Below are 24,225 nucleotides of genomic sequence, written 5' to 3'. Positions count from 1 at the left end.
GGGCGTTGGAAAGCGAAAGGTCAGTCCCAGCCGGTTACGGCGCCGCCGATCAGGTTGAAGCCGAGCAGCCGGCTGCTGTCGTAGAGGGCGAAGCCGCCGGCCGATTGCAGCAGCGCCGGCAGGCCGTCCACCAGCTCGCGATGGCGGGCCTGGATGCGCCCGGCCTCCGCCGCGTCGACGGCGGCGAAGCGCAGCCGCTCGCCGGGCCGCATCTGTGCAAGCGCCGCGACGTCCGGCCCGACGACGCAGGCGATCTTGGGATAGCCGCCGGTGGTCTGGCGGTCGGCCAGCAGCACGATGGGCCGCCCGGTGCCGGGAACCTGCACGGCGCCCAGCGGGATGCCGTCCGACGTGATGTTGAAGCCACGGGAATGCTCGATGGCGGGACCGTCCAGCCGGCAGCCCATGCGGTCGGCCTCGTGGCTGAGGGCGTAGTCCTCCTCCAGAAAGGCTTCGATCCCGGCGGGGGTGAAATAATCCTGCTGCGGCCCGAGCATCACGCGCAGCCGCCCGCCGCGTGCCGGCAGCAGGGACGGGTCGAGGCAGCGCTCGCCCCGGTCCTCCGCCCGGTCGAGGGCAAGCGGCAGCCGGTCGCCGGCCTTCAACGCACCGCCGTCCAGTCCGCCCATACGGCTGCGTATGTGGGTGGCGACGCTGCCCAGCACCGGCTGAAGTGCGAAGCCGCCCTCCACCGCCCAATAGCCGCGCATGCCGCTGCGCAAGTTCCCGATGCGCAGGGTCTGGCCGTCGGTCAGGCGCAGGCTGGTCCAACCCGGCACCGGGTCGCCATCCACCGTCAGGTCGGCATCGGCGGCGACGGAGATGCGCACCGGCCCGCCCTCGACCGTCACGCTGTCGCCGGCCAGGGTGAACTCCACCGCCCCCTCCCCCGGCCGGTTGCCGGCCAGGGCGTTGGCGGCGGCATGCAGCAACGGGTCGGCCGCCCCGGCCACCGAGACGCCGTAGCGCTGATAGCCGACCCGGCCGCGGTCCTGAATGGTGGAGCTGGGACCGGCTGCCGCGACGCGCAGATGGGTGGTCATGCGGCGGCTCCCTGCATCAGGGCAATGGAGGAGGTCACCGTCTCGCAGTCGGGCAGGTAACCGCTCATCCCCTCCAGCCGGTCATATTCGGCGGCGCTGATCGCGGTGAAGCGGATGCGGTCGCCGGGGGCCAGCAGGAAGGGCGGCTCCCTCTTGAGATCGAACGTCCGGGCCGGGGTGCGGCCCAGCAGGTGCCAGCCGCTGGGCATGGCGATGGGGGAGATCGCCGCCTGTGCCCCGCCCTGCATGACGCTGCCGGCCGGGGTGACCATGCGCGGGTTCTCGCGCCGGGGCTGGTGCAGCATCGCCGGCAGCCCGCCGAGATAGGCGAAGCCGGGGGAGAAGCCCAACATATAGACCCGGTAGTCGGCGGTGCAGTGCAGCCGCACCACCTCCTCCGTGCCGAGGCCGGAGCGACGGGCCACCTCGTCCAAATCCTCGCCATGGGCACCGCCGAAGCAGACCGGCACGATCCAGCGCAGCTGCGGTTCCGCCACTGCCCGCGTCATCTCGGTTGCCAGCCCCAACAGGGCTTGGCCCAGCGGTTCGGCCGAAGTCACCGCCGGGTCGAACTGCACAAGGATCGAGCGATAGGTCGGCACCGTCTCGACGACGCCCGGCAATTGGGCGTCGTCGATGCGGCGGTCGAGCCGGTGGACGGCGGCGTTCAGGTCCTGGGCGATGCCGTCGCCCAGTTCGACGATCAGGGCACTGTCCCCGGCCGCCCGCAGAACGGGGGCCGGGAGCGGGGTGGTCACGCTCATGGCGGCTTCTCGAAAGCTGGTCGGAAGGGAAGGCGCCCGATGGTCAGCGGGCGTATTTGTCGAGGATCTGCTGGTAGACGCCGCTGGCCTTCATCGCCGCGACCCCGGCATCGAACTCGTCGCGCAGCTTTGCGGTGTCGCGAGCCTTGGTGAAGGCGATGTAGCTCGGGATGTCCTGCACTGCCGGTGTCAGCTCCTTCACCTTGTCCAGGGCACCGGCCTGCTTCAGGAAATACTGCGCGACATAGCGGTTGCTGGGCATCACGTCGAAGCGGCCGGAGACCAGCTTCTTGACGTTGCTGTCGCTGTCGTTCGACTTCTCCACCGCCGGCAGCACACCGGTCTTGATCGCGTCGTCGACGATGGAGCCGTAGCTGATCTGGTTGACCACGCCGAACTTGCGGTCGGCCAGCTTGGACAGGTCGCCGTCGAAGCTGACCGGGCTGTCCTTTGCCACGAACAGCGAGACCACCTGCGGCACCAGCACCTGGGTGGAGTAATTCAGGAACTGCTCGCGCTCCGGCGTCTTGTAGGCGGTGAAGACCGCATCGGCGCCGCCATCGCGCACCGTGTCGAGCGCGCGGGCCCACGGCATGATCTCCACCGTCACGGCATGCCCGGCGGCCTTCATCGCCTCGGTCACGATGTCGTAGGCGATGCCGGCCGGCTTTCCGCCGTCGTCATAGATCAGCGGCGGGAAGCTGAGCGCCACCATGCGCAGCTGGTCTGCCGAGGCCGGGGCCGTGACGGCGGTCAGCAGGAGAATGGAGCCCAGAATGCTGGAAGAGAGCAGGCGGACGGAAAACGGGGTTTGCATCGGGCAAGCCTCCACCGTGTCCGCGCGAGGCGGAATGCCCGCGCGGCGGCCGGTATCGCAGGGGATGAAGCGGGGGAGAGAAGCGGTCAGAGCACCGACAGGTGCGTGTTCAGCAGGTCGGTGATCAGCATCGCGCCGGGGCTGTGGCTGATGGCGATGGGCGGGCGGGCGGTGCGGATCGCGACCTGTGGCGTCACCCCGCAGGCCCAGAAGACCGGCACCTCGCCGGGCTCGATGGGAACCGCCTCGCCATGTTCCGGCTGGGCGATGTCGCGGATGCCGATGGCGGCCGGATCGCCGAAATGCACCGGCGCACCGTGCACCGACGGGAAGCGCGAGGTGATCTGGATGGCGCGGATGGCGTCCTTCGGCACCATCGGCCGCATCGACACCACCATGGTGCCACCGAAGCGGCCGGCCGGGGTGCAGGGGATGCTGGTCTCGTACATCGGCACATTGCGGTTCATCGCGATGTGGCGCACCGGCAGCCCGTCGGCCAGCAGGGCCTCCTCGAAGGAGAAGGAGCAGCCGATCAGGAAGGCGACGAAATCGTCCTGCCACAGGTCGCCGATGTCGGTCGGCTCGGCGGAGAGCACGCCGTCGCGATAGACGCGGTAACGGGGCACGTCGGTGCGGATGTCGATGTCATGGCCCAGCGTCGGCAGGCGCGGGTCGCCGACCTCCGACACCGCCAGCAGCGGACAGGGCCGCGGGTTGGCCTGGCAGAAGCGCAGGAAGTCGCCGGCCCAGTCGGCGGGCAGGATGGCGAGGTTGGCCTGGACATGGCCGGGGGCGAGGCCGGCGGTCTGGCCGCTGTTGGCGCCGCTGCGGATGCGCAGGCGCTCGGCGGCGGCGGAGAGGGGAGTGGTCGTCATGGGGATGGTCCGGAAAAGGAGTCGGAAGGATGGCGTGCGTCGATGGAAAAGTTCTCACATGCCCAGATACGCCTGCCGCACCTCGTCGTTGCCCAGCAGGTCCTGGCCGCTGCCTTCCATCACGACGCGGCCGGTCTGGATGACATAGCCACGATCGGCGATCTCCAGCGCGCGGTGGACGTTCTGTTCGACCAGCAGCACGGTGATGCCGCGCTGGCGGATCAGCTGGATGGTCTCGAAGATGCGGGTCACCAGCTTCGGCGCGACGCCCCAGGAGGGTTCGTCCAGCATCAGGAGGTCGGGCTGGCTCATCAGGCCGCGGCACATCGCCAGCATCTGCTGTTCGCCGCCCGACAGGGTGCCGGCCTGCTGGCGGCGGCGTTCGCCGAGCACGGTGAAGGTGTCGTAGGCGAATTGGAGCGTTTGCTCGCGTTTGGCCGCATCGCTGGTGGTGAAGCCGCCCAGCATCAGATTCTGTTCCACCGTCAGGCGCGGGAACAGGCGGCGGCCCTCCGGCACCAGCACCAGTCCGCGCTTCACCCGCTCGTGGGCGGGCACCGCGGAGATGTCCTGGCCCTTCAGCAGGATCGCCCCGCCGTCGAGCGCGTTCAGCCCGGCGACGGCGCGCAGCGTGGTCGACTTGCCGTTGCCGTTGCCGCCGACCAGCGCGACGATCTCGCCCCGGTTCAGGGTCAGGCTGATGTCGCGGATGGCGGGAACACGGCGATAGCTGGACTGGATGTTGCGGACTTGGAGCATCGCCTCGCCTGCGGGAGCGGGGGCGACGGGGCGGACGGGTTCGGACAGCGTCGGTTGGAGCATCGTCTCACTCCCCCAGATAGGCGGCGATGACCGCCGGGTTCTCGGCGATCTCGGCAGGGGTGCCGTCGGCGATCTTGGCACCGTAATCGAGCACAAGCATCCGGTGGGCGATGGGCATGATGCCCTCCATCACATGTTCGACGATGATACTGGCGATGCCGCGCTGGTGGATGCGGTGGACCAGGGCAGAGGCCTCACGCACCTCGGTCGGGTTGAGGCCGGCCATCACCTCGTCCAGCAGGATCAGCTTCGGTTCGGTGGCGAGCGCACGGGCAACCTCCAGCCGCTTCTGCTCCGACACCGTCAGGTCCGACGCCGGGGTGTCGGCCCGGTGCGACAGGCCGACGAAGGCCAGCTCGTCCTCCGCCCGCTCGCGCGCCTCGGCCACCCGCTTGTTGCGCAGCATGGCGCCGACCATGACGTTCTCCAGCGCCGTCATCGACTGGAAGACGCGGACGATCTGGAAGGTGCGGGCGATGCCCAGCGCCGCTGCCGCCTCCGGCGTCGAACCGGTGATGTCCTGGCCTTCGAAGGCGATGCGCCCGGTGGTGGGGGTGTGGAAGCCGGCGAGGCAGTTGAACAGGGTGGTCTTGCCGGCACCGTTCGGACCGATCAGCCCGATGATCTCGCCATGATGGACGATGAAGCTGATGTCGCGGTTGGCGACCAGACCGTCGAAGGCCTTGCCCAGGCCGTCCACGGCAAGCAGGGGGGCGGTGTTCACGGGCGGGCCTCCTTGGCGCTGGTCTTGACCTCGGCCGGCTTGGCGCCGGGCAGATGGCGCCGCAGGTCACCCAGCAGGCCCAGCACGCCGGACGGGCTGAACACGGCGACCAGGATGATCATGGCGGCGTAGATGATCATGTCGGTGCCGGACCCGGTGCTGCCGAACAGGGTGCGGCTGTATTCCTCGATGGTGATGAGGATGACGGCGCCCAGCACTGGTCCCATCAGCCGGCCGACGCCGCCGAGAATGGCGATCAGCGCGATCTTGATCGAGATCGTCGTGGCGAACACCGAACCCGGATCGATGAACATCTCCTTCTGGGCGTAGAAGCTACCGCCCATCGCCGTCAGGAAGGCCGACACCGTCAGAGCGATCAGCTTGTAGCGGGTCAGGCTGACGCCCAGCGCGCGGGCCGCTTCCGGCTCGTCCTTGATGGCGCGGAAATAATAGCCGATGTGGCTGCGCTCGATGGCCCAGGAGACCAGCACCGTCAGCACCAGCAATCCCAGGATGACGTAGTAGTAGGGCAGCTTCGACAGGAAGATCAGCACGCCCCAGCCGCTCTGGTCCATCGGCAGGTAGAGGCCGACGGCCCCTTCGAGGGCGTCGCTGTTGGTGACCAGGATCTGCATGATCTCCGCCACGGCGATGGTCGCCATGGCGAAATAGTGCCCCTTGAGGCGGAAGCAGGGCCAGCCCATGGCAAGGGCGAAGGCCGCCGCCACCAGCCCGCCGGCCAAGGCACCGATCCAGGGCGTCAGCCCCAGGGTCAGCAGCAGCATGGTCGAGGTGTAGGCGCCGATGCCGTAGAACACCGCATGACCGAGCGAGACCTGTCCGGCATAGCCGCCGACGATATTCCAGGCGACGCCCATCTGGGCGCCCATCAGGATCAGGATCAGGAAGTTCTGCTGCGACGGTTCGGTGACCGCCAGCGGCAGGACGGCGGCGAGCGCCAGCAGGGCGGCGGTGCCGACGCCCTTGCGGGAGATGTTGATTCCGGTCGTCATCAGGCTTTCCCCAGCAGGCCGCGCGGACGCACCAGCAGCACGATCAGCAGCAGCGACAGCACGATGGCGGTCTTGTATTCCGGGCCGACCAGGAAGCCGCCCAGCACCTCGATCAGCCCGACGATGATGCCGGCCAGGAAAGCGCCGGTGACGCTGCCGAAGCCGCCCAGCACGACCACCACGAAGGCGATCAGGATGAAGTTCGACCCCACCTCCGGGAAGATCGGGAAGAAGGTGGCGATCAACCCGCCGGCCAGACCGGCGCAGGCCGCACCGATGCCCCAGGCGAGCGCGAACATCTTCTGACCGTCGATGCCCATCAGGGTGGCCGCCTCACGGTCGATGGCGGTGGCCTCCAGCGCGGTGCCGAGCCGGGTGCGGTGCAGGAACATCCACAGGGCGCCGGTCACGCCGACGGCACCGAGCGCGGCGACGAACTGCGGCAGGCCGAACTGCACGGGACCGAAGGCGACGTTGCCGCTGACGAGGCTGTGCGGGATCAGCCGGTGGTCCGGCTTCCAGAAGAACTGGGCCAGACCGCGCAGCAGGATCATCAGGCCGAAGGTCGCGAAGATCTGCGACAGCATCGGCGCCTTCAGGATGCGGCGGATCACCGTCTGGTAGACGATGACGCCGACCCCGAACAGCAGCAACGCCGTCAGGGGAAGCGCCACGATGGGATCGATGGCGAAGAGGGCGAAGGCCCAGAAGCTGGCATACATGCCCAGCATCAGGAACTCGCCATGGGCGAAATTGACGATGTCCATCACGCCGAAGATCAGCGTCAGGCCGACCGCGACCAGGGCATAGATCAGCCCGATCAGCAGGCCCGAGACGAGCACTTGGAAAAGAATGTCTGCGGTCATTGCAGCACCCCTTTTGCGGTCAGGGTGGGCCGGAGGAACTGTGCGGGAAAAGCCCCTTTCCCATCCCGGAAAGGGTGGCGCCGATGGCGCCGGGCAGGAGATGCATCGTGGATCGAAGCGCGGAATCGACTGGGCATCTCCGTAGCCCTACCCGTCGCAAGGCGACGGGCTCCCCCTTTTCCGGGAAAGGAAAGGGTAAGCAGCAGCCCGATGAAGGAAGCGGAGGTCAGCGGCCGTCCCAGGCGGGCATCGGATAGACGACCGGCTTGGTCGCCACGTCGAAGGGCCACACCGTCACATACTGGCCGCCCTGGACCTGGACGATGATGCCCGTGCCCAGCTCGTTCTGGCCGCTGGCGTCGAACTTGACCCCCTTCCACGGCATGATCAGGCCACTGGCCGGGATGTCGGTCTTCTGGAGCGCCTCGCGGATCGCGTCGGGCTTGGTCGAGCCGGCACGGTCCAGCGCGTCGGCCAGCACGGCGATGCCGGTGAAGGCGCGGGCCGAGTTGCCGTTGAAGTTCACGCCCGACCGCTTCTGCATCAGGTCGTTGACCTGTTTGATCAGCGGGTTGCGCTCGGCCTGATCGAGCGCCCAGACCTCGCGGCTGATGACGAACTCGCCATCCTTGCCCATGGTCTTCAGGAACTCGCTGTCGTTGAAGCCGGCGTCGTTGGCCAGCAGCATCTTCGGCAGGAAGCCCAACTCCTTGTAGGTCTTCATCGACAGGATGGCGTCGCCGAGGTAGCTGGACTGCATGATCACCGCCGGGGCGGCGGCCTTGATGCGCTGTACCTCCGACGTCATCTGCGTCGTCTTCGCCGGGTAGAGGATCTTCTCGGCGATGGTGAACTTCTGCTCCTCCGACAGCTTCACCTGAAGCTTGGTCGTCTCGTTGCCCCACAGCGTGTTCTCGTTGAACAGCGCGATGTTGCGCAGCTTGTCGCCGGTCTTCTTCTCCATGTCGCCGAGGAAGGTGAAGAAGTTGCCGACGAACAGGTCGTCATGCGGCGTGGTGCGGAAGAACCATTTGAACTTGCGCTGGGTCAGCGAGGCCGAGGAGGATTCGCCGTTCAGGAAGGGCACGCCGTAGCGTTCGGCGACTTGGCTGGCGGTGGCGGTGACGTTGGAGAAATAGGCGCCGGTCAGCGCCACGACCTTCTCGCTGGTGATCAGCCGCTCGGCCTCGGTGGCGCCGACCTGCGGGTTGCCCTGGTGGTCGCCGAAGATCAGCTTGATCTTCGCCCCCTTCAGGTTCGGCAGGCCGATGCCGGCGACCAGCCCCGGCGGGGCGGGGATTTCCTTGTTGACGATGGCGGCGGCCAGTTCGGCGGCGGCCTTCAGTTCGACGCCGGTGGAGGCGGCGGCACCGGTCAGCGGATAGATCACGCCGATGCGGATTTCATCCTGGGCCCGGGCCGGGGCGGCGCCGATGCCGATGCCGGTCAGCGCACTCGTCGTCAGCAGGGCCGCCGCGGCAAGCATGCGCTTGATCGTCTGGCGCCGGGTGGGAGCGTTGGCCATGGACGTGGGCGTGCGGGTGGGGTCGGTAATCGCTGCCGCGAACCGCATCGTGAAATCTCCTCTGTTCAGTGCCTTGGTGGCTTGTAGCGCGGGCCTTTACGGCTATTCGGTTGCGCTTCTGACAGGATGATGACACGAACAGTCTTGGGTGCGTCCAATCGTAAGTTTTGATCTGGATTGATAAGCTGCGGCGATCAATCGCTTTCTAATGCGTTCCGGCTCGCCCCTGTGGCGTGCGGCGCCTCGTTGCCGGTCGTCGCTTCGTAATCGGCCGCCACCGCGGCGGCCAGATCGGCGACGACCGACGCCATATGGTTCTCCGCCGTGGCGGAATGGGCGGCGCAGAAGGTCATTCCGGGCAGGGGCGCCTGCGAGCGGATCAGGCGGAGCCGGCCCTCCGCCAATTCGCGCTGGACGATCACCGTCGGGATGACGCTGACCCCGACCGCGTCCACCGCCATGCGGACGACGCTGGCGAGCGAGCTGTTGCCGAACATCCGCACCTGCAATCCGACGGCGGAGAACATCTCGCGGATCACGCCATAGGGCTGGGTGGTGCGGGAAAAGGTGATGATCGGCCAAGACGCCAGATCGCGCAGCGACACCGGTTCCTCAGGCAGGGGCAGCGTCGGGCTCGCCACCCAGCCCAGCGGGTAGTTGCCGACCGGGATCGCCCGGAACCGCACGTCGGTGTAGGAGGCCAGCATCACCGCCACGTCCAGCTCGTGGCGGGCGAGCGCATCGCGCAGGCTGGGCGAGGTTTCGACCTCGATCTCCAGAGACACGGCGGGGTAGAGGGCGTTCAACCGCTCGATCAGCTGGCTGAGCCAGGTATGGACCACCGTCTCCGCAACGCCCAGCCGGATGACGCCGCGGATGGCGCTGCGGTCGGCCACCGCGGTCAGCAGCTCCGACCGCAGCGCCATCATCTTCTCGGCATAGGTCAGCAGCACCATCGCCTGCGGCGTCGGCGCCACCCGCCGGCCGACGCGGTCGAACAGGACAACGCCCAGCTCGTCCTGCAGCTGGGCGATGCGGGCGGAGATGGCGGGCTGGGTGGTGTTCAGCCGTTCAGCCGCCCGGCGGAACCCACCGAGCCGCATCGTCCAGATGAAGGTCTCCAGCGACTTCAGGTCCAGCATGCCTCACTCATCCTCGTTTCGGATCATCGCACGCCGTACCACCGCCGCAGCCCTGTCAGTCCCGGCCGTCCAGCGCCGCCAGTTCAACCTCGATCACTGCCAGCCGTTCCCGCAGCCGGTCGCGCTCGGCCTCCAGCGCCTCGCGGCGGCTGACATGGTCGAGGGCGCGGTTGCGCAGGTCGCGCTTGAACCGGACGATCTCCGGCCGGGTCACGTCGGGCCGGATCAGGTTGCTCTGGTCGGCCAGCCGCAGTTGTTCGCCGGTCAGGGTGGCAAGCTGGTAGACGGTGGCGTAGCTCGGCGGCAGCTTCGCCCCCGGCAGGCGACCGCTGTCCACCGCCTCCGCCACCATGCGCAGCTGGTAGGCGACCTGATAGCCGAAGGGCAGCTCGTTCTCGACCATCGCCTGGAACTCGCCATGCGGCAGGCGCGCCCGCGCCTGGACCAGATAGCGGCCGATCAGCAGGAACTTCTCCTGTGCGCTGCGCCAGAGGGTGGAGATCTCCTGGACGAACTCCTCGCGCCGGACCAAATCGACCGTCGCCTCGGACATGCGCTCGATCCGCTCGTCCACCGCGATGTGGCGGCGGGCCTGGGCTTTGGAAACCTGCTTGAACCCGCTCATTGCGCCAGCTCCAGTTCGTGGCGGACAAAGGCCCAGACGCCGGCGACATGCTCGGCCCCCTTGCCCCCCTTCAGCTCCAAAAGACCGAGCCCGCGGCCGGCGGTGAACTGGATGTCCTCGTAATCAGGCACCTCGACCGGGCAGATCCGGCCGTCGCCCAGCAGCTTGCGCTGCGCCTCTGTGAAGCCGCGGGTGCGCGGCTTGACGCGGTTCATCACGAAGGCCGCGTTCTTGCCGTAGCGGCGGACGAAGCGCATCCAGGGCCGGACGGAGTCCAGATCGTCGTCGCTCTGGCCGGTCGGCACGACGATCAGGTCGGACGACAGGGCCAGCAGCTTGAATTCCTCCGGATGGTCCTCGATCGACGGCGGCGTGTCGATGACCAGCAGGTCGAAGCCCGCGATGCCGTCCAGGGCCGCCCGGATGTCGAGCGGCGTCATGCCCGCCTCGAAATGGGTGATGGACGCCATGCCGTCCGGGCGCTTGGCGAACCACTTGGTCAGGCTGCGCTGCGGATCGAGGTCGAGCGTCGCCACCGCGCAGCCATCGAGCGCCGCCGCCACCGCGATGTTGCGGCTGAGGGTCGTCTTGCCGATCCCGCCCTTCGGGCCATTGACCAGCAAGCGTTTCACCGGCACGTGTCCCGTGTCGTTGCTCATTCCCGTGCCCCTTATCGCCATCGGCTGTCCGCCCCTTTTACCAAAGCCCGGCCGTGGCGCAAATCTAAGACATGTCTTAGCTTCGCAGCGGCCGGACAGGGTGTCGCCCCTGCCACAGATTTGCGATCTAAGACAGAAAATCCTCTCATCATCGCATACGACGCATCACCGATGCCAGCACCGGGCGCACCGCACCGGTCGGGTTGCCGCTCTCCCCGGTCCGCTCGCCCGCCATGGCGATGGCGCGCAACCGGTCGGCAAGGGCATTTTCCTCAGCACAGGCATCCTCGCACAGGGCGCGGATCTCGGCGATGCTCGGCCGCCATTTGCGGGTGCGCCGCCAGCGGCGAGCCGCCTGATCGATGGCCCAGGCAGGGAACTCGCCCAGATCGTCGGCCCAATCCATCGCGAGCAATTGCTCCACCTCCGGGCTGGTCGCCTTTGCCGGAAAATGGCTCAGCAGAGCCAGCACCCGTCCCAACAGATGGTTGGCAGATGCCGGCGCCAGGATGGTGTCGGCGATCTCCGACAGAGCGCGGCGGGCCAGTGCAGCATGGCGCGGTGTCACCCCGTCCGGTGGTGTCCAGTCCTCCACGACATCGGCAAAACCGTCTTCGGTGAAGCGGCTATGGCGTCCGACCTGTCCACGGTCGAGAAGGCGCTGCAACGGTTCCGGCAGGGCGTCGCGCAGCATACGGCTGCGCAGGGCCGGCGCCATCGCCGGGTCGAAGGGCAGTGGCAGGCCCGGCGGTGCGGTGGAGGAGGATGTGGGGAACTGGTGCAGGTTGCTCATGCGATCCCCCAGGGGGTAGCGGGCGTGTTCGACACTGTGTTCGGCGGCGTGTTGTTGAGACGGGCGGCAACGCTGGCCCAGGCCGACAGGCGCTGTTCGGCGTTGGCGGCTGCGGAATTCGACCCGGAAGCGGCGGTACGGGACGTCGTTCGCGCTACCCGTTCGTTCGGTCCGCGGCTGTTCGGTCCGCGGACGGTTGCCGCGGGCTGTTGCGCCATACGGTCGGCATCCTGCAGCAGCCAGGACCGCCATGCGGCGGCCGGATCCCGGTAACGATAGCCATGGGCTTGGCATTGCTGGACGAAGCGCTCGGCATGGCTATCGACGTCGATGTCGGGAAAGCGCTCTGCCGCCCATTGCCGGTCGGCCGGAGGGGGCGCCCAATCGGAAGCAACCGGTTCAGGGTCACCGGCAGAGCTGGACGGTGTCCCTTCGTCCGCACGCCGGTGGAGCGTCTCAGGAATCTGTTCTGGTTCAGGCTGTTCATGACTCGCCGCTGAACAGGGGGAGTCCGCGGATGAGTCAGCGGGGGTGTCCATCCTTGCACCGTCCTGCGTCCCGTTCGAGGAGATCAGCGCCAGCCGGTAGCGGCAGCTGAGACGCCCGCCATTGGCTGAGCGGCGGTGTTCGATGCCGACCAGCCCAAGCGCCTCCAGCCGGCCCAGGATTCGGTTGACGGTCGGTCGGCTGCGTTTCAGCTTGTCGGCCAGCGTCGCCTGCGACGGCCAGCACACCCCCGCCTCGTCGGCGTAGGTGCTGAGCGCCGCCAGCACGGCGAGGCCGTCGGCGTCGAGATCGGGATGGTCGAGCCACCAGGCCGGAATCCGGCCCCAGCGGTTTTGCCTCGTATTATTTTGGCCGGCATGGGTTTGCCGGGTACGGGTTTGCCCGGGGCGGTTCGGGCTTGCAGTGCGGTTTGTCATCTGTAGCGATACTCCTCCGCGCCGTGGGCGCAATATTGGCCGCATGATCGGCCGTCGCGATTGGCGCAGAGGATTCGAAGCGGTCGGTGGAAGAGTCGAATCGCGGGCTCGCGCTCCATGGAGCCGCAGCCCGCGGATGGTCAGCGACAGCCCGCGACCGTAAAGCCCCTGCCCGCGACCATGGAGCATCGGCCCGCGATTGGCCGGCGATGCCGCGCCGAATCGGGATCCTGGCGCCTTTGGCCGCGGATGTGGAGCCATTGCCCGCGATTGCCGTCGGCCCGCGGCCCGCGATGCTGGAGCAACAGCCCGCGATTGACCGCCTATGCCATGACGATGGTGTGAATCGCGGGCAATCCGGTGCCGAAGCGATCCGTCTCCGTCCCCTATGGAGCGGCAGCCCGCGGTTCGCCTCGCCGCGATTCCCGGCGGGTGGGGCCGATTCTCCCCGATTCTTCAAGGGCTCGCGGAGCCCTGCCCCGGGGATGCCGCGTCCGGGCGGCTATCGCGGGCTATCGCTCTATGACCGCGGGCCGTTGCTCCATCATCGCGGGGTGCTGCACCATATCCGCGGGCTGTCGCTCCATCCCGGATGCGGTAAACTCACTGCGTTCTGTTGCACCGGCGGGTCCGCCGCGCCATGGTTGTTTCCGACACCCGGAGACGTTCATGACCAAGATGGCCCCGACCAGCGCCGCACAGCTCATCCTGTTCGAGCTGGAAGACCGTTCGCAATCGCACCTGATCGCGCTTTACGATCTGGCGCCGCGCTTCGTCTTCGTCTCCCGCGACAACGACAAGGAAAAGACCGCCAAGGACAAGGGCGAGCTGGTCACCAAGGACAATTTCATCAAGTCGGTGCGGCGCGAGTTCGCCTTCCGCGGCCGCAACTACCGCCTGACCGTGCAGCCCGCTCGTATCGACCGGCTCAGCACCGCAAAGAGGGACGACCGCGCCCCCGGCGCCGGTCCGGATCTGGTCGAAGTCGAGATCTTCCCGTCGGAGCGCGAACAGGTGGTGGAGCAGGTCGTCCGCCGCCTCGCCATGGACCGCTCGCGCCTGTCGCTGACCGGCGAGAACCGCGACAAGGTGCAGATGCGCTTCAGCCTCTACGAGATCCAGCGGGAACTGCGGGCGGTCAACCACACCCTGTCGATCCAGGACATCCGCGAATCCCTGACCATCCTGGCGCGGTCGCGCATCATCATCTCCACCGGTGGCAGCGCCGAGCCGGGCAAGAAGAGCCGGGGACAGAACCTGCTGGAATCGACCGCCTTCCCGGTGCTGGCGATCCGCTCGCGCCCCGATCTGGTCGATGAGGACGGCGGGGTCGAGGAGACCTATCTGGAGTTCAACCCGCTGGTCTCCGCCGCCATCCGCGACCTGGAGTTCAAGCCGGTCTCCTATGCCTGGCTGATGAAGCTGAAGTCGCCGGTCTCGCGCTGGCTCTACAACCGCCTGTCCATCGAGTACGACACCGCCGACGACGAAGCGAAGCCGGTGTCGATCAGCGCCGACGAGATCATCAAGAACAGCGGCATGAACGAATGGTCGCGCCGCCGCGACACCCTGCGCGTGGTGACCTCCGCCGTCGACGCCCTGGTGGACGAGGGCATCCTCGACATTGCCGACAAGGAATACACCAAGGTCGGCAAGCGCATCGACGCCATCGACTATGTGCTGACCCCGTCGCAGAAGTTCCTCGATCAGGTCCGCCGCGGCCGCCGGGTGCAGATCACCAACATCGACCTGCTCAAGCAGATCGTCGGCAACGCCATGCGGCCCGACGGCTTCGTGCCGTTGAAGGCTGGCGAGGTGGCGGAAATGCGCAACAAGCGCGCCAAGCGGCTGGCCGATCCGGCCAAGGCCGAACAGGCCAGCCTGCCGCTGCCGAAGAAATAGCGGCTCAGCGCGCCAGCAGGCGCCGCGCCGCCAGCGTGATGGCGGTTCCCAGCAGGGCGCCGGCCACCACGTCGGATGCCCAGTGCCGATGTTTCACGACACGGCCGCTGGCAATTGCTGCTGCGGCTCCGTAAATCATCAGACTTTGCGTCGGCGACCGGCTGACCGTGGCGAGCGCGGTCGCGGCGGCGAAGGCGCTTCCCGCATGGCCGGACGGCAGCGAGCGGGCGCTGATCCGCTTGCCCGGCCGCTGCCGCGGCTCGCATTCGTCGGGGCGGCGGCGCTTTACGTAGCGTTTGATCGAGCGGCTGGCCGTCGCCGTCGCCACCAGCCCCAGGACGCCGACGATGCCGGCGCGGCGCAGATCCTGCTGTCCGGTCATCAGGCCGACGATGCCGGCGATGGCGAAGCTGGGGATCAGCACATGCCGCTTTATGGCGTAATGGCCCGCGGTCGCCAGGGCCTTGCTGACCGGGCCGGGATCGCAGGTGACGATGTCGTGGACCTGCGCATCCAGCGTGTCGACGGCGGTCAGGGCCGGTTGAAGGGCGGCGGGAGCCGGGCGTCCGCCGTAGCCGATGCCGCCGCCGGGATTCTCAATCCCTTGATTCTCGATGCTGCCCTGGTCGCTGTTCTGTTCGATGATGTCGCTCAACGCCGGTCCCCTGCATGCCGCGCCGCAAATGCCGGCGCAGCAGGGGAACGCGGCGGACGCAGGGGCGGTTCCCCACCCCCGCACGCCTGTCGGCTCCTGTCAGCCTTGCGCCGGCCGCCGGCCGGTGAAGGCGTCCAGCAGCGCGGTCAGCACCCTTTGCAGCTTTTCGGCCCGGTCCGGACGGTAGGCGAAGGGCGGCGCCTCCTCGTCCATATAGCGGTCCTGCGCCAGTTCCATCTGGAGGGCGTGGACGCCGTTCGCCGGCTGGCCGTAAGCGCGGGTGATGTGGCCGCCGACGAAGCGGCCGTTGGTGACACAGGTCATGCCCTCCGCCGCAGCAGCAGCCTCCATCGCCGCGACGACGCGGGCGGCCAATGCGGGATCGACGCTGGTGCCGCGCGCCGTTCCCAGATTGAGGTCGGGCAGACGGCCGTCGAACAGCCGCGGCACATGGCTGCGGATCGAATGGGCGTCATAGAGCAGGGCGAAGCCGTGCCGTGCCTTCACCCGTTCCAGCTCCGCCGCCAGCGCATCGTGATAGGGCTGCCAATAGCCCTGCACCCGCTGCGCCACTTCGGCCTCGTCGGGAGCCTGGCCGTCGCGGTAAAGCGGCGTGCCGTCGAACAGCGTGTCGGGGCACAGGCCGGTGGTCGCCTGTCCGGGATAGAGGCTCTCGCCGGTCGAGGCGCGGTTGAGATCGACGACATAGCGGGAATAGCGGGCGCTGAGCAGCGTGGCGCCCATGTCCTTGGCGAAGCCGTACAGGCGCGGGATGTGCCAGTCGGTGTCGCGCAGGGTCAGCGCCTCCTCCGTCAGCCGCTCGGCCAGACCGGGGGAGAGGTCGGTGCCGCAATGGGGCATGCTGATGACCAGCGGCCCGTCGCCTTGCACCAGATCGAAGATGCTGTCGCTCATTGTGCGGTCTCCAGGGATACCGGCATCAGATGGTCGAGCGACCCGTCGCGCACCAGGGCACCGATGGCGGCCAGATCCGGGGCGAAGTAGCGGTCGACCTCATAGCGCGGCACCTGGGCGCGGATGGTGGCGATGGCCTGCTCCAGCCGCTCGGTGGTCTTCAGCGGGCGATGGAACTCCAGCCCCTGAATCGCGGCCAAAAGCTCTATACCGACGATGTCGGCGACGTTGCCGGCGATGTCGCCCAGCCGGCGCGCCGCGAAGGTCGCCATGCTGACATGGTCCTCCTGGTTGGCGGAGGTCGGCAGGCTGTCGACGCTGGCAGGGTGGGCGAGCGTCTTGTTCTCCGACGCGAGCGCGGCGGCGGTGACATGGGCGATCATGAAGCCGGAGTTCAGTCCCGGCTCGGCGACCAGGAAGGGCGGCAGGCCGCTGATGGTGGTGTCGATCAGCATGGCGATGCGGCGTTCGGCCAGCGCGCCGATCTCCGACGCGGCGATGGCGAGCTGGTCGGCGGCCATCGCCACCGGCTCCGCATGGAAGTTGCCGCCGGACAGCACCTCGCCGGTATCGACCAGCACCAGCGGGTTGTCGGTGACGCCATTCGCTTCGATCACCAGCGTGCGCGCCGCCTGCCGCATCTGGTCGAGCACGGCGCCCATCACCTGCGGCTGGCATCGCAGGCTGTAGGGATCCTGCACCCGGTGGCAGTCGGGGCCCTGGTGGCTGGCGTTCAGCTCGCTGCCGGCCAGCACCTCGCGGAAGGCGGCGGCGACGGCGATCTGGCCGGGCTGGCCGCGCAGCGCACTGATGCGGGCGTCGAAGGGACGATGGCTGCCCATCACCGCCTCGACCGACAGGGAACCGGCGACCAGCGCCGCCTTGAAGGTGCGCTCGATCTCGAACAGGCCGGCGAGCGCCAGACCGGTCGAGACCTGGGTGCCGTTGATCAGCGCCAAGCCTTCCTTGGCCTTCAGGTCGAAGACGGGCAAGCCGGCGATGCGCAGACCCTCTTCCGCCGGCAGGGTCACGCCCTGCACCCGGACATGGCCGATGCCGAGCAGCACGCCGCACAGATGGGCCAGCGGCGCCAGATCGCCCGACGCGCCGACGGAGCCCTTGCCTGGCACCACCGGCAGCACGTCGGCCTCATAGAGCTTCAGCAGCGCATCGACCAGCGCCGGCCGGACGCCCGAGGCGCCGACGGCGAGGCTGACCGCCTTGATGACCAGGATCAGCCGCACCACGCCATCGGCCAGCGGGGCGCCGACGCCGGTGGCGTGCGACAGGATCAGGTTGCGCTGGAGCTTTTCCAGATCGCTTGCCGCGATGTGGGTGTGGGCCAGCTTGCCGAAGCCGGTGTTGACGCCGTAGACCGCCTCGTCACCGCCGGCGATCTTATCGATCAGCGCGCGCGAGCGCTCCATCCGCGGATAGGCCGCCGGGTCGAGCGTCAGGGCCGGACGGTCGCGGTAGATGCTGCGCAGCGTGTCGAGCGACAGCGCGCCCGGAACCAGAGTGATGGTCTCGCTCATCCCAGAAGTCTCCCAAGTGTCTTTTTGAAGCGGTCGGCGATCTCCTCCTCGCGCGGGTGGCGGCGGTCGCGGACGACGGCGCGTCCGGCAATCACCACGTCCCGGACGAGGGGAGTGTTTCCGGCGAAGATCCAGCCGTCCAGCAGCGCGTCGCCCTTGCGCGCCGCCAGCAGCGGGTGGTCGGTGTCGAGCACGACGATGTCGGCGCGGAGACCGGCGGCGATGCGCCCGGCCTCGAAGCCGGTAGCCTGCGCGCCGCCGGCCTGGGCGTCCTCCACCAGCCGGCGGGCGGTGGAGCGGCGGGGGCCGCCGGCCAGCACGGTGCGCCGTTCGCTGGTCAGCCGCGTGCCGTACTCCAGCCAGCGCAGCTCCTCCACCGGGCTGACGGAGATGTGGCTGTCCGACCCGATGCCCCAGCGTCCGCCCTGCGCCATGTAGGATTGGGCGGCGAAGAAGCCGTCGCCGAGATTGGCTTCGGTGGTCAGGCACAGCCCGGCGATGGCGCCGCTGGCGGCAACGCCCGCCACCTCGGCGTCGGTCATGTGGGTGGCGTGGATCAGGCACCAGCGGCCATCGACCGGCTGGGTGTCGAGCAGATGCTCCACCGGCCGGCGGCTGCGGTAGGCGACGCAGTCCTCGACCTCCCGGCGCTGCTCGGCGATGTGGATGTGGATCGGGCCTTGCGGGTTGGCGGCGACGGTCTCGGTCAGCAACCCGTCCGGCACCGCGCGCAGCGAATGCGGAGCGATGCCGAGTTGCACGTCGGATGATTCGCCGTAGCTGCGGCGCAGCGCCGTGGTCAGCCGGTCGAACCTCGCCCCGTCATGGATGAAGCGGCGCTGCCCGGCGGTCGGCGGTGTGCCGCCGAAGCCCGACGCGTTGTAGAGCACCGGCAGCAGCGCAATCGGCAGACCGGCGGTGCGCGCGGCGGCGATGGCGCGGTGGCTCATCTCCGCCGGGTCGGCATAGGCGCTGCCGTCGCGGTCGTGGTGCAGGTAATGGAATTCGGCGATGGCGGTGAAGCCGGCCTTCAGCGTCTCGACATAGAGCTGGGCGGCGACCGCCTCGAAATCCTCCGGCTGCATGCGGTCGAGCGCCCGGTACATCACATCGCGCCAGCTCCAGAAGCTGTCGGATCCCTCGCCGGAGGACTCCCCCATGCCGGCGATGGCGCGCTGGTGGGCGTGGGAATGCAAATTGGCGATGCCGGCGACCGCCGCCCCGGCAAAGCGCTCCGCATCGGCCGGGCAGGCGGCGCCGGAAGTCGCCGAGACGATCCGGCCACGCTCGTCGACCGTGACCAGCACATCCTCCGCCCAGCCGTCCGGCAGCAGCGCCGAGGCAAAAAACAGGTTGCTCATGAGGGCGCCCTCGCTATTATAGACAACACTATACAAGTATAGGCAATCTGATGCCAAGAGGGTTGCTGCACGAACTTGTAGGAAGGAGCCGAACCGATGCCGACCAGCGCGCCGTGGGATTCCCTGTGGATCGACCTGTCCGTTGCCACGATGAACGGCGATGACGGCTACGGCGCCATCGCCGATGCGGCGGTGGGCATCAAGGACGGCCGCATCGCCTTCGTCGGCCGCCGTGCCGAGCTGACCGATGCGCCGGACGCGCTGGCGACCGAGGTGCATTCGGGGCAGGGCGGCTGGATGACTCCCGGCCTGATCGACTGCCACACCCACCTCGTCTATGGCGGCAACCGCGCCCGCGAGTTCGAGATGCGGCTGAACGGTGCCACTTATGAGGAGATCGCGCGGGCCGGCGGCGGCATCCTGTCCACCGTCACCGCCACCCGTGCCGCCAGCGAGGACCAGCTTCTGGCCGCCAGCCTGCCGCGGCTCGACAGCCTGCTGGCCGAAGGCGTGACGACGGTGGAGGTGAAGTCCGGCTACGGGCTCGACACCGAAACCGAGACGCGCATGCTGTGCGTCGCCCGCCGGCTGGCCCAGGTCCGCCCGGTGGAGGTGCGGACGACATATCTCGGCGCCCATGCCCTGCCGCCGGAGTTCAAGAACGACCCGGACGGCTACATCGACCGCATCTGCGCCGAAACGCTGCCGGCCATCGCCGAAGCCGGGCTGGCCGATGCGGTGGACGCCTTCTGCGAGGGGATCGGCTTCTCCGTCGCCCAGACCCGCCGGGTGTTCGAGACGGCGAAGCGGCTCGGCCTGCCGGTGAAGCTGCATGCCGAGCAACTCAGCAATCTCGGCGGCGCCCGGCTGGTGGCGGAGTTCGGCGGGCTGTCGGCCGACCACATCGAGCATCTGGACGAGGAGGGAGTCGCCGCCATGGCCAAGGCCGGCACGGTGGCGGTTCTGCTGCCCGGCGCCTTCTACGCTCTCCGCGAGACCAAGCTGCCACCCATCGAGCTGCTGCGCCGCCATGGCGTGCCGATGGCGCTGTCCACCGACAACAACCCCGGCACCTCGCCGGTGACCTCGCTGCTGCTGATGCTGTCGATGGGCTGCACCTTCTTCCGCCTGACCCCGGCGGAGGCGCTGGCCGGCATCACCCGCCATGCGGCCAACGCCCTGGGGCTGGACGACCGCGGCGTGATCGCACCGGGCAAACGCGCCGATCTGGCGGTCTGGCGCATCGAGCATCCGGCGGAACTGGCCTACGCCATCGGCCTCAACCCCTGCATGGCGGTGGTCAATGGCGGGGTGGTCCGCAAGCCGCGCGTCGAAGCGGGGGCCGCATGAGCGACACCATCTCCACCGCCCAGCCGCGCTACGCCCAGATCAAGGAGGCGATCCGCCGCCGCATCAGCTCCGGCGACTGGCCGGAAGGCTTCCAGATCCCGTCCGAGCACAAGTTGCTGGAGGAATTCTCGGTCAGCCGCATGACGGTCCACCGCGCATTGCGCGACCTGACCGACGAGGGGCTGCTGACCCGCGTGCAGGGGCTCGGCACCTTTGTCGCCGAACGGCCGCCCAGCACCGACGTGGTGGAACTGCGCAGCATCGCCGACGAGATCGCCGAGCGCGGCAACGTCCATGCCTGCCGGGTGGAGCGATTGCTCGCGGTTGCCGCCGATGCAGGGCTGGCCCGCCGCTTCAACCTGCCGGTCGGGGCGCGGCTGTTCCATTCCATCGTCGTCCACAGCGAAAGCGACGTGCCGGTCCAGTTGGAGGAACGCTGGGTCAACCCGGCGGTGGCGCCCGACTATCTCGACCAGGACTTCACCCGCCAGACGCCGGGCGAGTACCTGATCCGGCTGGAGTCCTCGCCGCAGGTCGAGCATGTCATCGAAGCGGTGTCGCCGACGCCGGAGATCGCCCGCCTGCTCGACATCCCCGTCACCGAGCCCTGCCTGCGCGTCACCCGCCGCACCTGGGTCGGCGGGCGGGTGGTGACGGTGGCGATGCTGGTCCATCCCGGCAGCCGCTACCGGCTGGGCGCGCGCTTCCAATTGCCGCCCCATTAGCAAGAACCGATCCCCGAACAAGCACATCCCTCCCACCAGGAGCCATCACCAGATGTCATCCCGCCTCGACAACCAGCGCGTCATCCGTGCCCCGCACGGCCCCGAACTGAGCTGCAAGAGCTGGCTCGCCGAGGCGCCGATGCGCATGCTGATGAACAACCTCGACCCCGACGTCGCCGAACGGCCGCAGGAGCTGGTCGTCTATGGCGGCATCGGCCGCGCCGCCCGCGACTGGGAAAGCTTCGACCGCATCGTCTCGGCGCTGAAGACGCTGAACGACGACGAGACCCTGCTGGTCCAGTCCGGCAAGCCGGTCGGCGTCTTCCGCACCCATGCCGACGCGCCGCGCGTGCTGATCGCCAACTCCAACCTCGTGCCGCGCTGGGCGACCTGGGAGCATTTCAACGAGCTGGACCGCAAGGGTCTGGCGATGTACGGCCAGATGACCGCCGGCAGCTGGATCTACATCGGCAGCCAGGGCATCGTGCAGGGCACCTACGAGACCTTCGTCGAGGCCGGGCGCCAGCATTACAACGGCGACCTGAAGGGCAAGTGGATCCTGACCGGCGGCCTGGGCGGCATGGGCGGGGCGCAGCCGTTGGCCGCGACGATGGCCGGCGCCTGCATGCTGGCGGTCGAATGCCGCCCCAGCAGCATCGAGATGCGCATCCGCACCGGCTATCTCGACCGCCACACCGCCGACCTGGACGAGGCGCTGGCCTGGATCAACGAGGCCTGCGCCAAGGGCGAGGCGATCTCGGTCGGCCTGCTCGGCAACGCCGCCGACGTCTTCCCCGAACTGGCGCGCCGCGCCGGCACCGACATCAAGGCCCGGCCGCACATCGTCACCGACCAGACCTCCGCCCACGATCCGGTGAACGGCTATCTGCCGCAGGGCTGGACGCTGGAGGAGTGGGAGAGCGCCCGCGAAAGCCAGCCCGCCGCCGTCGCCGCCGCCGCGCGCCAGTCGATGCGGGTGCAGGTGGAAGCCATGCTGGCCTTCCACGCCATGGGCATCCCGACCGTCGATTACGGCAACAACATCCGCCAGATGGCGAAGGAGGAGGGGCTGGAGAATGCCTTCGACTTCCCCGGCTTCGTCCCCGCCTATATCCGTCCGCTGTTCTGCCGCGGCATCGGTCCCTTCCGCTGGGCGGCCCTGTCGGGCGACCCGGAGGACATCCGCAAGACCGACGCCAAGGTGAAGGAGCTGATCCCCGACGATCCGCACCTGCACAACTGGCTCGACATGGCGGCCAAGCGCATCCAGTTCCAGGGCCTGCCGGCGCGCATCTGCTGGGTCGGGCTCGGGCAGCGCCACCGGCTGGGCCTCGCCTTCAACGAGATGGTGAAGTCGGGCGAGCTGAAGGCGCCCATCGTCATCGGCCGCGACCATCTCGACAGCGGCTCGGTCGCCAGCCCGAACCGCGAGACCGAGGCGATGAAGGACGGCACCGACGCCGTGTCGGACTGGCCGCTGCTGAACGCGCTGCTGAACACCGCCAGCGGGGCGACCTGGGTCAGCCTGCACCATGGCGGCGGCGTCGGCATGGGCTTCTCGCAGCATTCGGGCATGGTCATCGTCTGCGACGGCAGCGACGCGGCGGCCAAGCGGCTGGAGCGCGTGCTGTGGAACGACCCGGCCACCGGCGTGATGCGCCACGCCGACGCCGGCTATGACATCGCCATCGATTGCGCCAAGGAGCAGGGGCTGAACCTGCCATTTCTGAAGTAAAGCGGGGGACGTGAGATCTCCCTCTCCCGTCCCGGGAGAGGGCTTTTTCCTCACGCCCCCCGGATCAGGTCCGAATACCAGCGCGCGGACTCCTTCGGGATCCGCGCCTGGGTTTCGAAATCGACCCGGACGATGCCGAACCGCGTGCCGTAGCCGCCGCCCCATTCGAAATTGTCCAGCAGCGACCAGACGAAATATCCCTGCACGTCGGCGCCCAGCCGCTTCGCCTCCGCCATCTCCGCGATGTAGGCCTGGAGATAGGCCAGCCGCTCCGTATCGACCACCCGGCCGTCGGCGTCCGGCGTCTCCGCCGCCTTGGTACCGTATCCGTTCTCCGTCACATAGACTGGCAGGCGGTAGCGCCGGGTCAGGTCGAGCAGCGTGTCGCGGAAACAGCCGGGGTCAAAGGGCCAGTCGATGGCCGTCCGCTTCATCCCCGGCGGCGGCGAGCCGAAGCCGAAGCCCCAGATCAGGCTGTCGTCCCGGCGCCCATAGACCGGCGCATAATGGTTCAGCCCGAACCAGTCCACCGGCCGGGCGATGCGCGCCATGTCGCCGGGCTGGACATAGGGCTCGATCACCTCGGCGATGCGGCGCGGGTAATGGGCCAGCAACTGCGCGTCGGGGAAGGCGCGGTTCCAATGCTCGTCGAACAGGGCTGCCGCCTCGACATCCTCCTGCCGGTCGGTCTCCGGCCGCATCGGCTGGACGCTGTGCACCGCGCCGATGGAGGCATCCGGCACCAGGGCGCGCAGCACATCGACCCCGGCGCCATGGGCGAGGTTGACGTGGTGGATCACCTTCAGGTGGGTGGCGCGGTCGGCGATGCTGGGCGCCCCCCAGCCGAAGGCCCAGCCGAACAGGGTGAAGACCGAGAACTCGTTGAAGGTGGCCCAGCGCTTCACCCGGTCGCCGTAACGCCGGGCGCAGAGGGCGGCATAATCCTCGAACCAGCCGATGCTGTCGCGGGTGGCCCAGCCGCCCAGGTCCTGCAAGGCCTGCGGCAGATCCCAGTGATAGAGGCAGAGCCAGGGCTCGATCCCCTTGTCCAGCAGCCGGTCGATCAGCCGGTCGTAGAACTCCAGCCCCTTGCCGTTCGGCGCCCCACGCCCGCGCGGCAGCACCCGCGGCCAGGAGACGGAGAAGCGGTAGGCCTGCAAGCCCAGCTCCGCCATCAGATCGACGTCCTGAGGCATCCGGTGATAGTGGTCGCAGGCAATGTCGCCGCTGTCGCCGTTGTCGACCCGGCCCTTCAGCTTGCAGAAACTGTCCCAGATGCTGGGCGCCCGCCCGTCGGCCTCGGCTCCGCCCTCGATCTGATAGGCGGAGGTGGAGGCGCCCCACAGGAACTCTTTGGGAAAAACCGGACGTTCGGCCATGGCGGATCACCCGAAAGGAGAGTGCCTGAATCCTACCCCTTTCCCGTCGGCGGGGAAGGGGCCAATCGTCGCTGGCG

At 68.5% G+C, this 24,225-nt stretch carries 23 protein-coding genes; 4 read left to right on the top strand and 19 right to left on the bottom strand.

The features are described 5' to 3' along the window. Positions 1-20: 20 nt before the first annotated feature. The 14 genes from CRT60_RS18890 to CRT60_RS18825 all read right to left on the bottom strand — a co-directional run bounded on the left by CRT60_RS18890 (position 21) and on the right by CRT60_RS18825 (position 12,591). Positions 21-1,043, bottom strand: coding sequence for a 5-oxoprolinase subunit C family protein (locus CRT60_RS18890; protein ID WP_098738099.1), 1,023 nt, complete (start codon positions 1,041-1,043; stop codon positions 21-23). Continuing rightward, the gene (gene pxpB, locus CRT60_RS18885) at positions 1,040-1,807 is read right to left on the bottom strand and encodes a 5-oxoprolinase subunit PxpB (RefSeq protein WP_098738098.1); all 768 of its coding nucleotides are present in this window, start codon (positions 1,805-1,807) and stop codon (positions 1,040-1,042) included. The genes CRT60_RS18890 and pxpB overlap by 4 nt, the downstream gene beginning before the upstream one ends. 43 nt (positions 1,808-1,850) lie before the next feature. Further along, positions 1,851-2,624 (bottom strand): substrate-binding periplasmic protein, encoded by a 774-nt coding sequence (locus tag CRT60_RS18880; RefSeq protein ID WP_098738097.1) that lies wholly within the window; start codon positions 2,622-2,624, stop codon positions 1,851-1,853. An 86-nt stretch (positions 2,625-2,710) separates the two neighbouring features. Next, on the bottom strand, positions 2,711-3,499 hold the full coding sequence (locus tag CRT60_RS18875; protein WP_098738096.1) for a putative hydro-lyase: 789 nt from the start codon (positions 3,497-3,499) through the stop codon (positions 2,711-2,713). 54 nt (positions 3,500-3,553) lie between these two features. Beyond that, positions 3,554-4,321, bottom strand: coding sequence for an ABC transporter ATP-binding protein (locus CRT60_RS18870; protein WP_244592607.1), 768 nt, complete (start codon positions 4,319-4,321; stop codon positions 3,554-3,556). 4 nt (positions 4,322-4,325) lie between these two features. Further along, complete coding sequence (locus CRT60_RS18865; RefSeq protein ID WP_193548444.1) at positions 4,326-5,045, bottom strand: ABC transporter ATP-binding protein; 720 nt, start codon at positions 5,043-5,045, stop codon at positions 4,326-4,328. Then, positions 5,042-6,058 (bottom strand): branched-chain amino acid ABC transporter permease, encoded by a 1,017-nt coding sequence (locus CRT60_RS18860; protein WP_098738095.1) that lies wholly within the window; start codon positions 6,056-6,058, stop codon positions 5,042-5,044. Before CRT60_RS18860 ends, CRT60_RS18865 begins: the two co-directional genes overlap by 4 nt. Next, the gene (locus CRT60_RS18855; protein ID WP_098738094.1) at positions 6,058-6,924 is read right to left on the bottom strand and encodes a branched-chain amino acid ABC transporter permease; all 867 of its coding nucleotides are present in this window, start codon (positions 6,922-6,924) and stop codon (positions 6,058-6,060) included. Before CRT60_RS18855 ends, CRT60_RS18860 begins: the two co-directional genes overlap by 1 nt. 226 nt (positions 6,925-7,150) lie before the next feature. Continuing rightward, a complete protein-coding gene (locus tag CRT60_RS18850; RefSeq protein ID WP_204562006.1) occupies positions 7,151-8,497 on the bottom strand; it encodes an ABC transporter substrate-binding protein in 1,347 nt (448 codons plus the stop codon). A 146-nt stretch (positions 8,498-8,643) separates the two neighbouring features. Continuing rightward, a complete protein-coding gene (locus CRT60_RS18845; RefSeq protein ID WP_098738093.1) occupies positions 8,644-9,591 on the bottom strand; it encodes a LysR family transcriptional regulator in 948 nt (315 codons plus the stop codon). A gap of 55 nt (positions 9,592-9,646) precedes the next feature. Continuing rightward, positions 9,647-10,216, bottom strand: a complete 570-nt coding sequence (locus CRT60_RS18840; protein ID WP_098738092.1) for a hypothetical protein — start codon at positions 10,214-10,216, stop codon at positions 9,647-9,649. After that, a complete protein-coding gene (locus tag CRT60_RS18835) occupies positions 10,213-10,875 on the bottom strand; it encodes a ParA family protein (protein ID WP_098738091.1) in 663 nt (220 codons plus the stop codon). The genes CRT60_RS18840 and CRT60_RS18835 overlap by 4 nt, the downstream gene beginning before the upstream one ends. A 148-nt stretch (positions 10,876-11,023) precedes the next feature. Beyond that, a complete protein-coding gene (locus tag CRT60_RS18830; RefSeq protein ID WP_098738090.1) occupies positions 11,024-11,668 on the bottom strand; it encodes a hypothetical protein in 645 nt (214 codons plus the stop codon). Continuing rightward, positions 11,665-12,591 (bottom strand): helix-turn-helix domain-containing protein, encoded by a 927-nt coding sequence (locus tag CRT60_RS18825; RefSeq protein WP_098738089.1) that lies wholly within the window; start codon positions 12,589-12,591, stop codon positions 11,665-11,667. The genes CRT60_RS18830 and CRT60_RS18825 overlap by 4 nt, the downstream gene beginning before the upstream one ends. 669 nt (positions 12,592-13,260) lie before the next feature. On the opposite strand from CRT60_RS18825, the gene CRT60_RS18820 reads away from it, so the two are divergent. Further along, positions 13,261-14,493 (top strand): plasmid replication protein, encoded by a 1,233-nt coding sequence (locus CRT60_RS18820; RefSeq protein WP_098738088.1) that lies wholly within the window; start codon positions 13,261-13,263, stop codon positions 14,491-14,493. 4 nt (positions 14,494-14,497) lie between these two features. On the opposite strand, the gene CRT60_RS18815 is transcribed toward CRT60_RS18820, so the two are convergent. The 4 genes from CRT60_RS18815 to CRT60_RS18800 form a co-directional block, all read right to left on the bottom strand. Then, positions 14,498-15,148, bottom strand: a complete 651-nt coding sequence (locus CRT60_RS18815) for a phosphatase PAP2 family protein (RefSeq protein ID WP_244592606.1) — start codon at positions 15,146-15,148, stop codon at positions 14,498-14,500. A 99-nt stretch (positions 15,149-15,247) separates the two neighbouring features. Then, positions 15,248-16,063, bottom strand: a complete 816-nt coding sequence (gene hutG, locus CRT60_RS18810) for an N-formylglutamate deformylase (protein ID WP_098738087.1) — start codon at positions 16,061-16,063, stop codon at positions 15,248-15,250. Next, positions 16,060-17,598 (bottom strand): histidine ammonia-lyase, encoded by a 1,539-nt coding sequence (gene hutH, locus CRT60_RS18805; RefSeq protein WP_098738086.1) that lies wholly within the window; start codon positions 17,596-17,598, stop codon positions 16,060-16,062. The genes hutG and hutH overlap by 4 nt, the downstream gene beginning before the upstream one ends. Next, positions 17,595-18,959, bottom strand: coding sequence for a formimidoylglutamate deiminase (locus tag CRT60_RS18800; RefSeq protein WP_098738085.1), 1,365 nt, complete (start codon positions 18,957-18,959; stop codon positions 17,595-17,597). The genes hutH and CRT60_RS18800 overlap by 4 nt, the downstream gene beginning before the upstream one ends. A gap of 96 nt (positions 18,960-19,055) precedes the next feature. Here CRT60_RS18800 and hutI point away from each other — a divergent pair, with 96 nt between their 5' ends. Genes hutI through hutU form a run of 3 tightly spaced genes read left to right on the top strand, consistent with a single transcriptional unit; the run spans position 19,056 to position 22,769 of the window. Beyond that, positions 19,056-20,309, top strand: a complete 1,254-nt coding sequence (hutI, locus tag CRT60_RS18795) for an imidazolonepropionase (RefSeq protein WP_098738084.1) — start codon at positions 19,056-19,058, stop codon at positions 20,307-20,309. Beyond that, positions 20,306-21,034: a histidine utilization repressor gene (gene hutC, locus CRT60_RS18790; RefSeq protein ID WP_098738083.1), complete on the top strand. Its 729-nt coding sequence runs from the start codon at positions 20,306-20,308 to the stop codon at positions 21,032-21,034. Before hutI ends, hutC begins: the two co-directional genes overlap by 4 nt. Before the next feature lie 52 nt (positions 21,035-21,086). Then, positions 21,087-22,769: a urocanate hydratase gene (gene hutU, locus CRT60_RS18785; protein ID WP_098738082.1), complete on the top strand. Its 1,683-nt coding sequence runs from the start codon at positions 21,087-21,089 to the stop codon at positions 22,767-22,769. Between the two features lie 50 nt (positions 22,770-22,819). On the opposite strand, the gene CRT60_RS18780 is transcribed toward hutU, so the two are convergent. Then, positions 22,820-24,148 (bottom strand): GH1 family beta-glucosidase, encoded by a 1,329-nt coding sequence (locus tag CRT60_RS18780; protein ID WP_098738081.1) that lies wholly within the window; start codon positions 24,146-24,148, stop codon positions 22,820-22,822. Between the last annotated feature and the right edge of the window lie 77 nt (positions 24,149-24,225).

Source organism: Azospirillum palustre, assembly GCF_002573965.1.
GTDB lineage: Bacteria > Pseudomonadota > Alphaproteobacteria > Azospirillales > Azospirillaceae > Azospirillum > Azospirillum palustre.
This window is presented reverse-complemented; position numbering and strand designations above follow the sequence as displayed.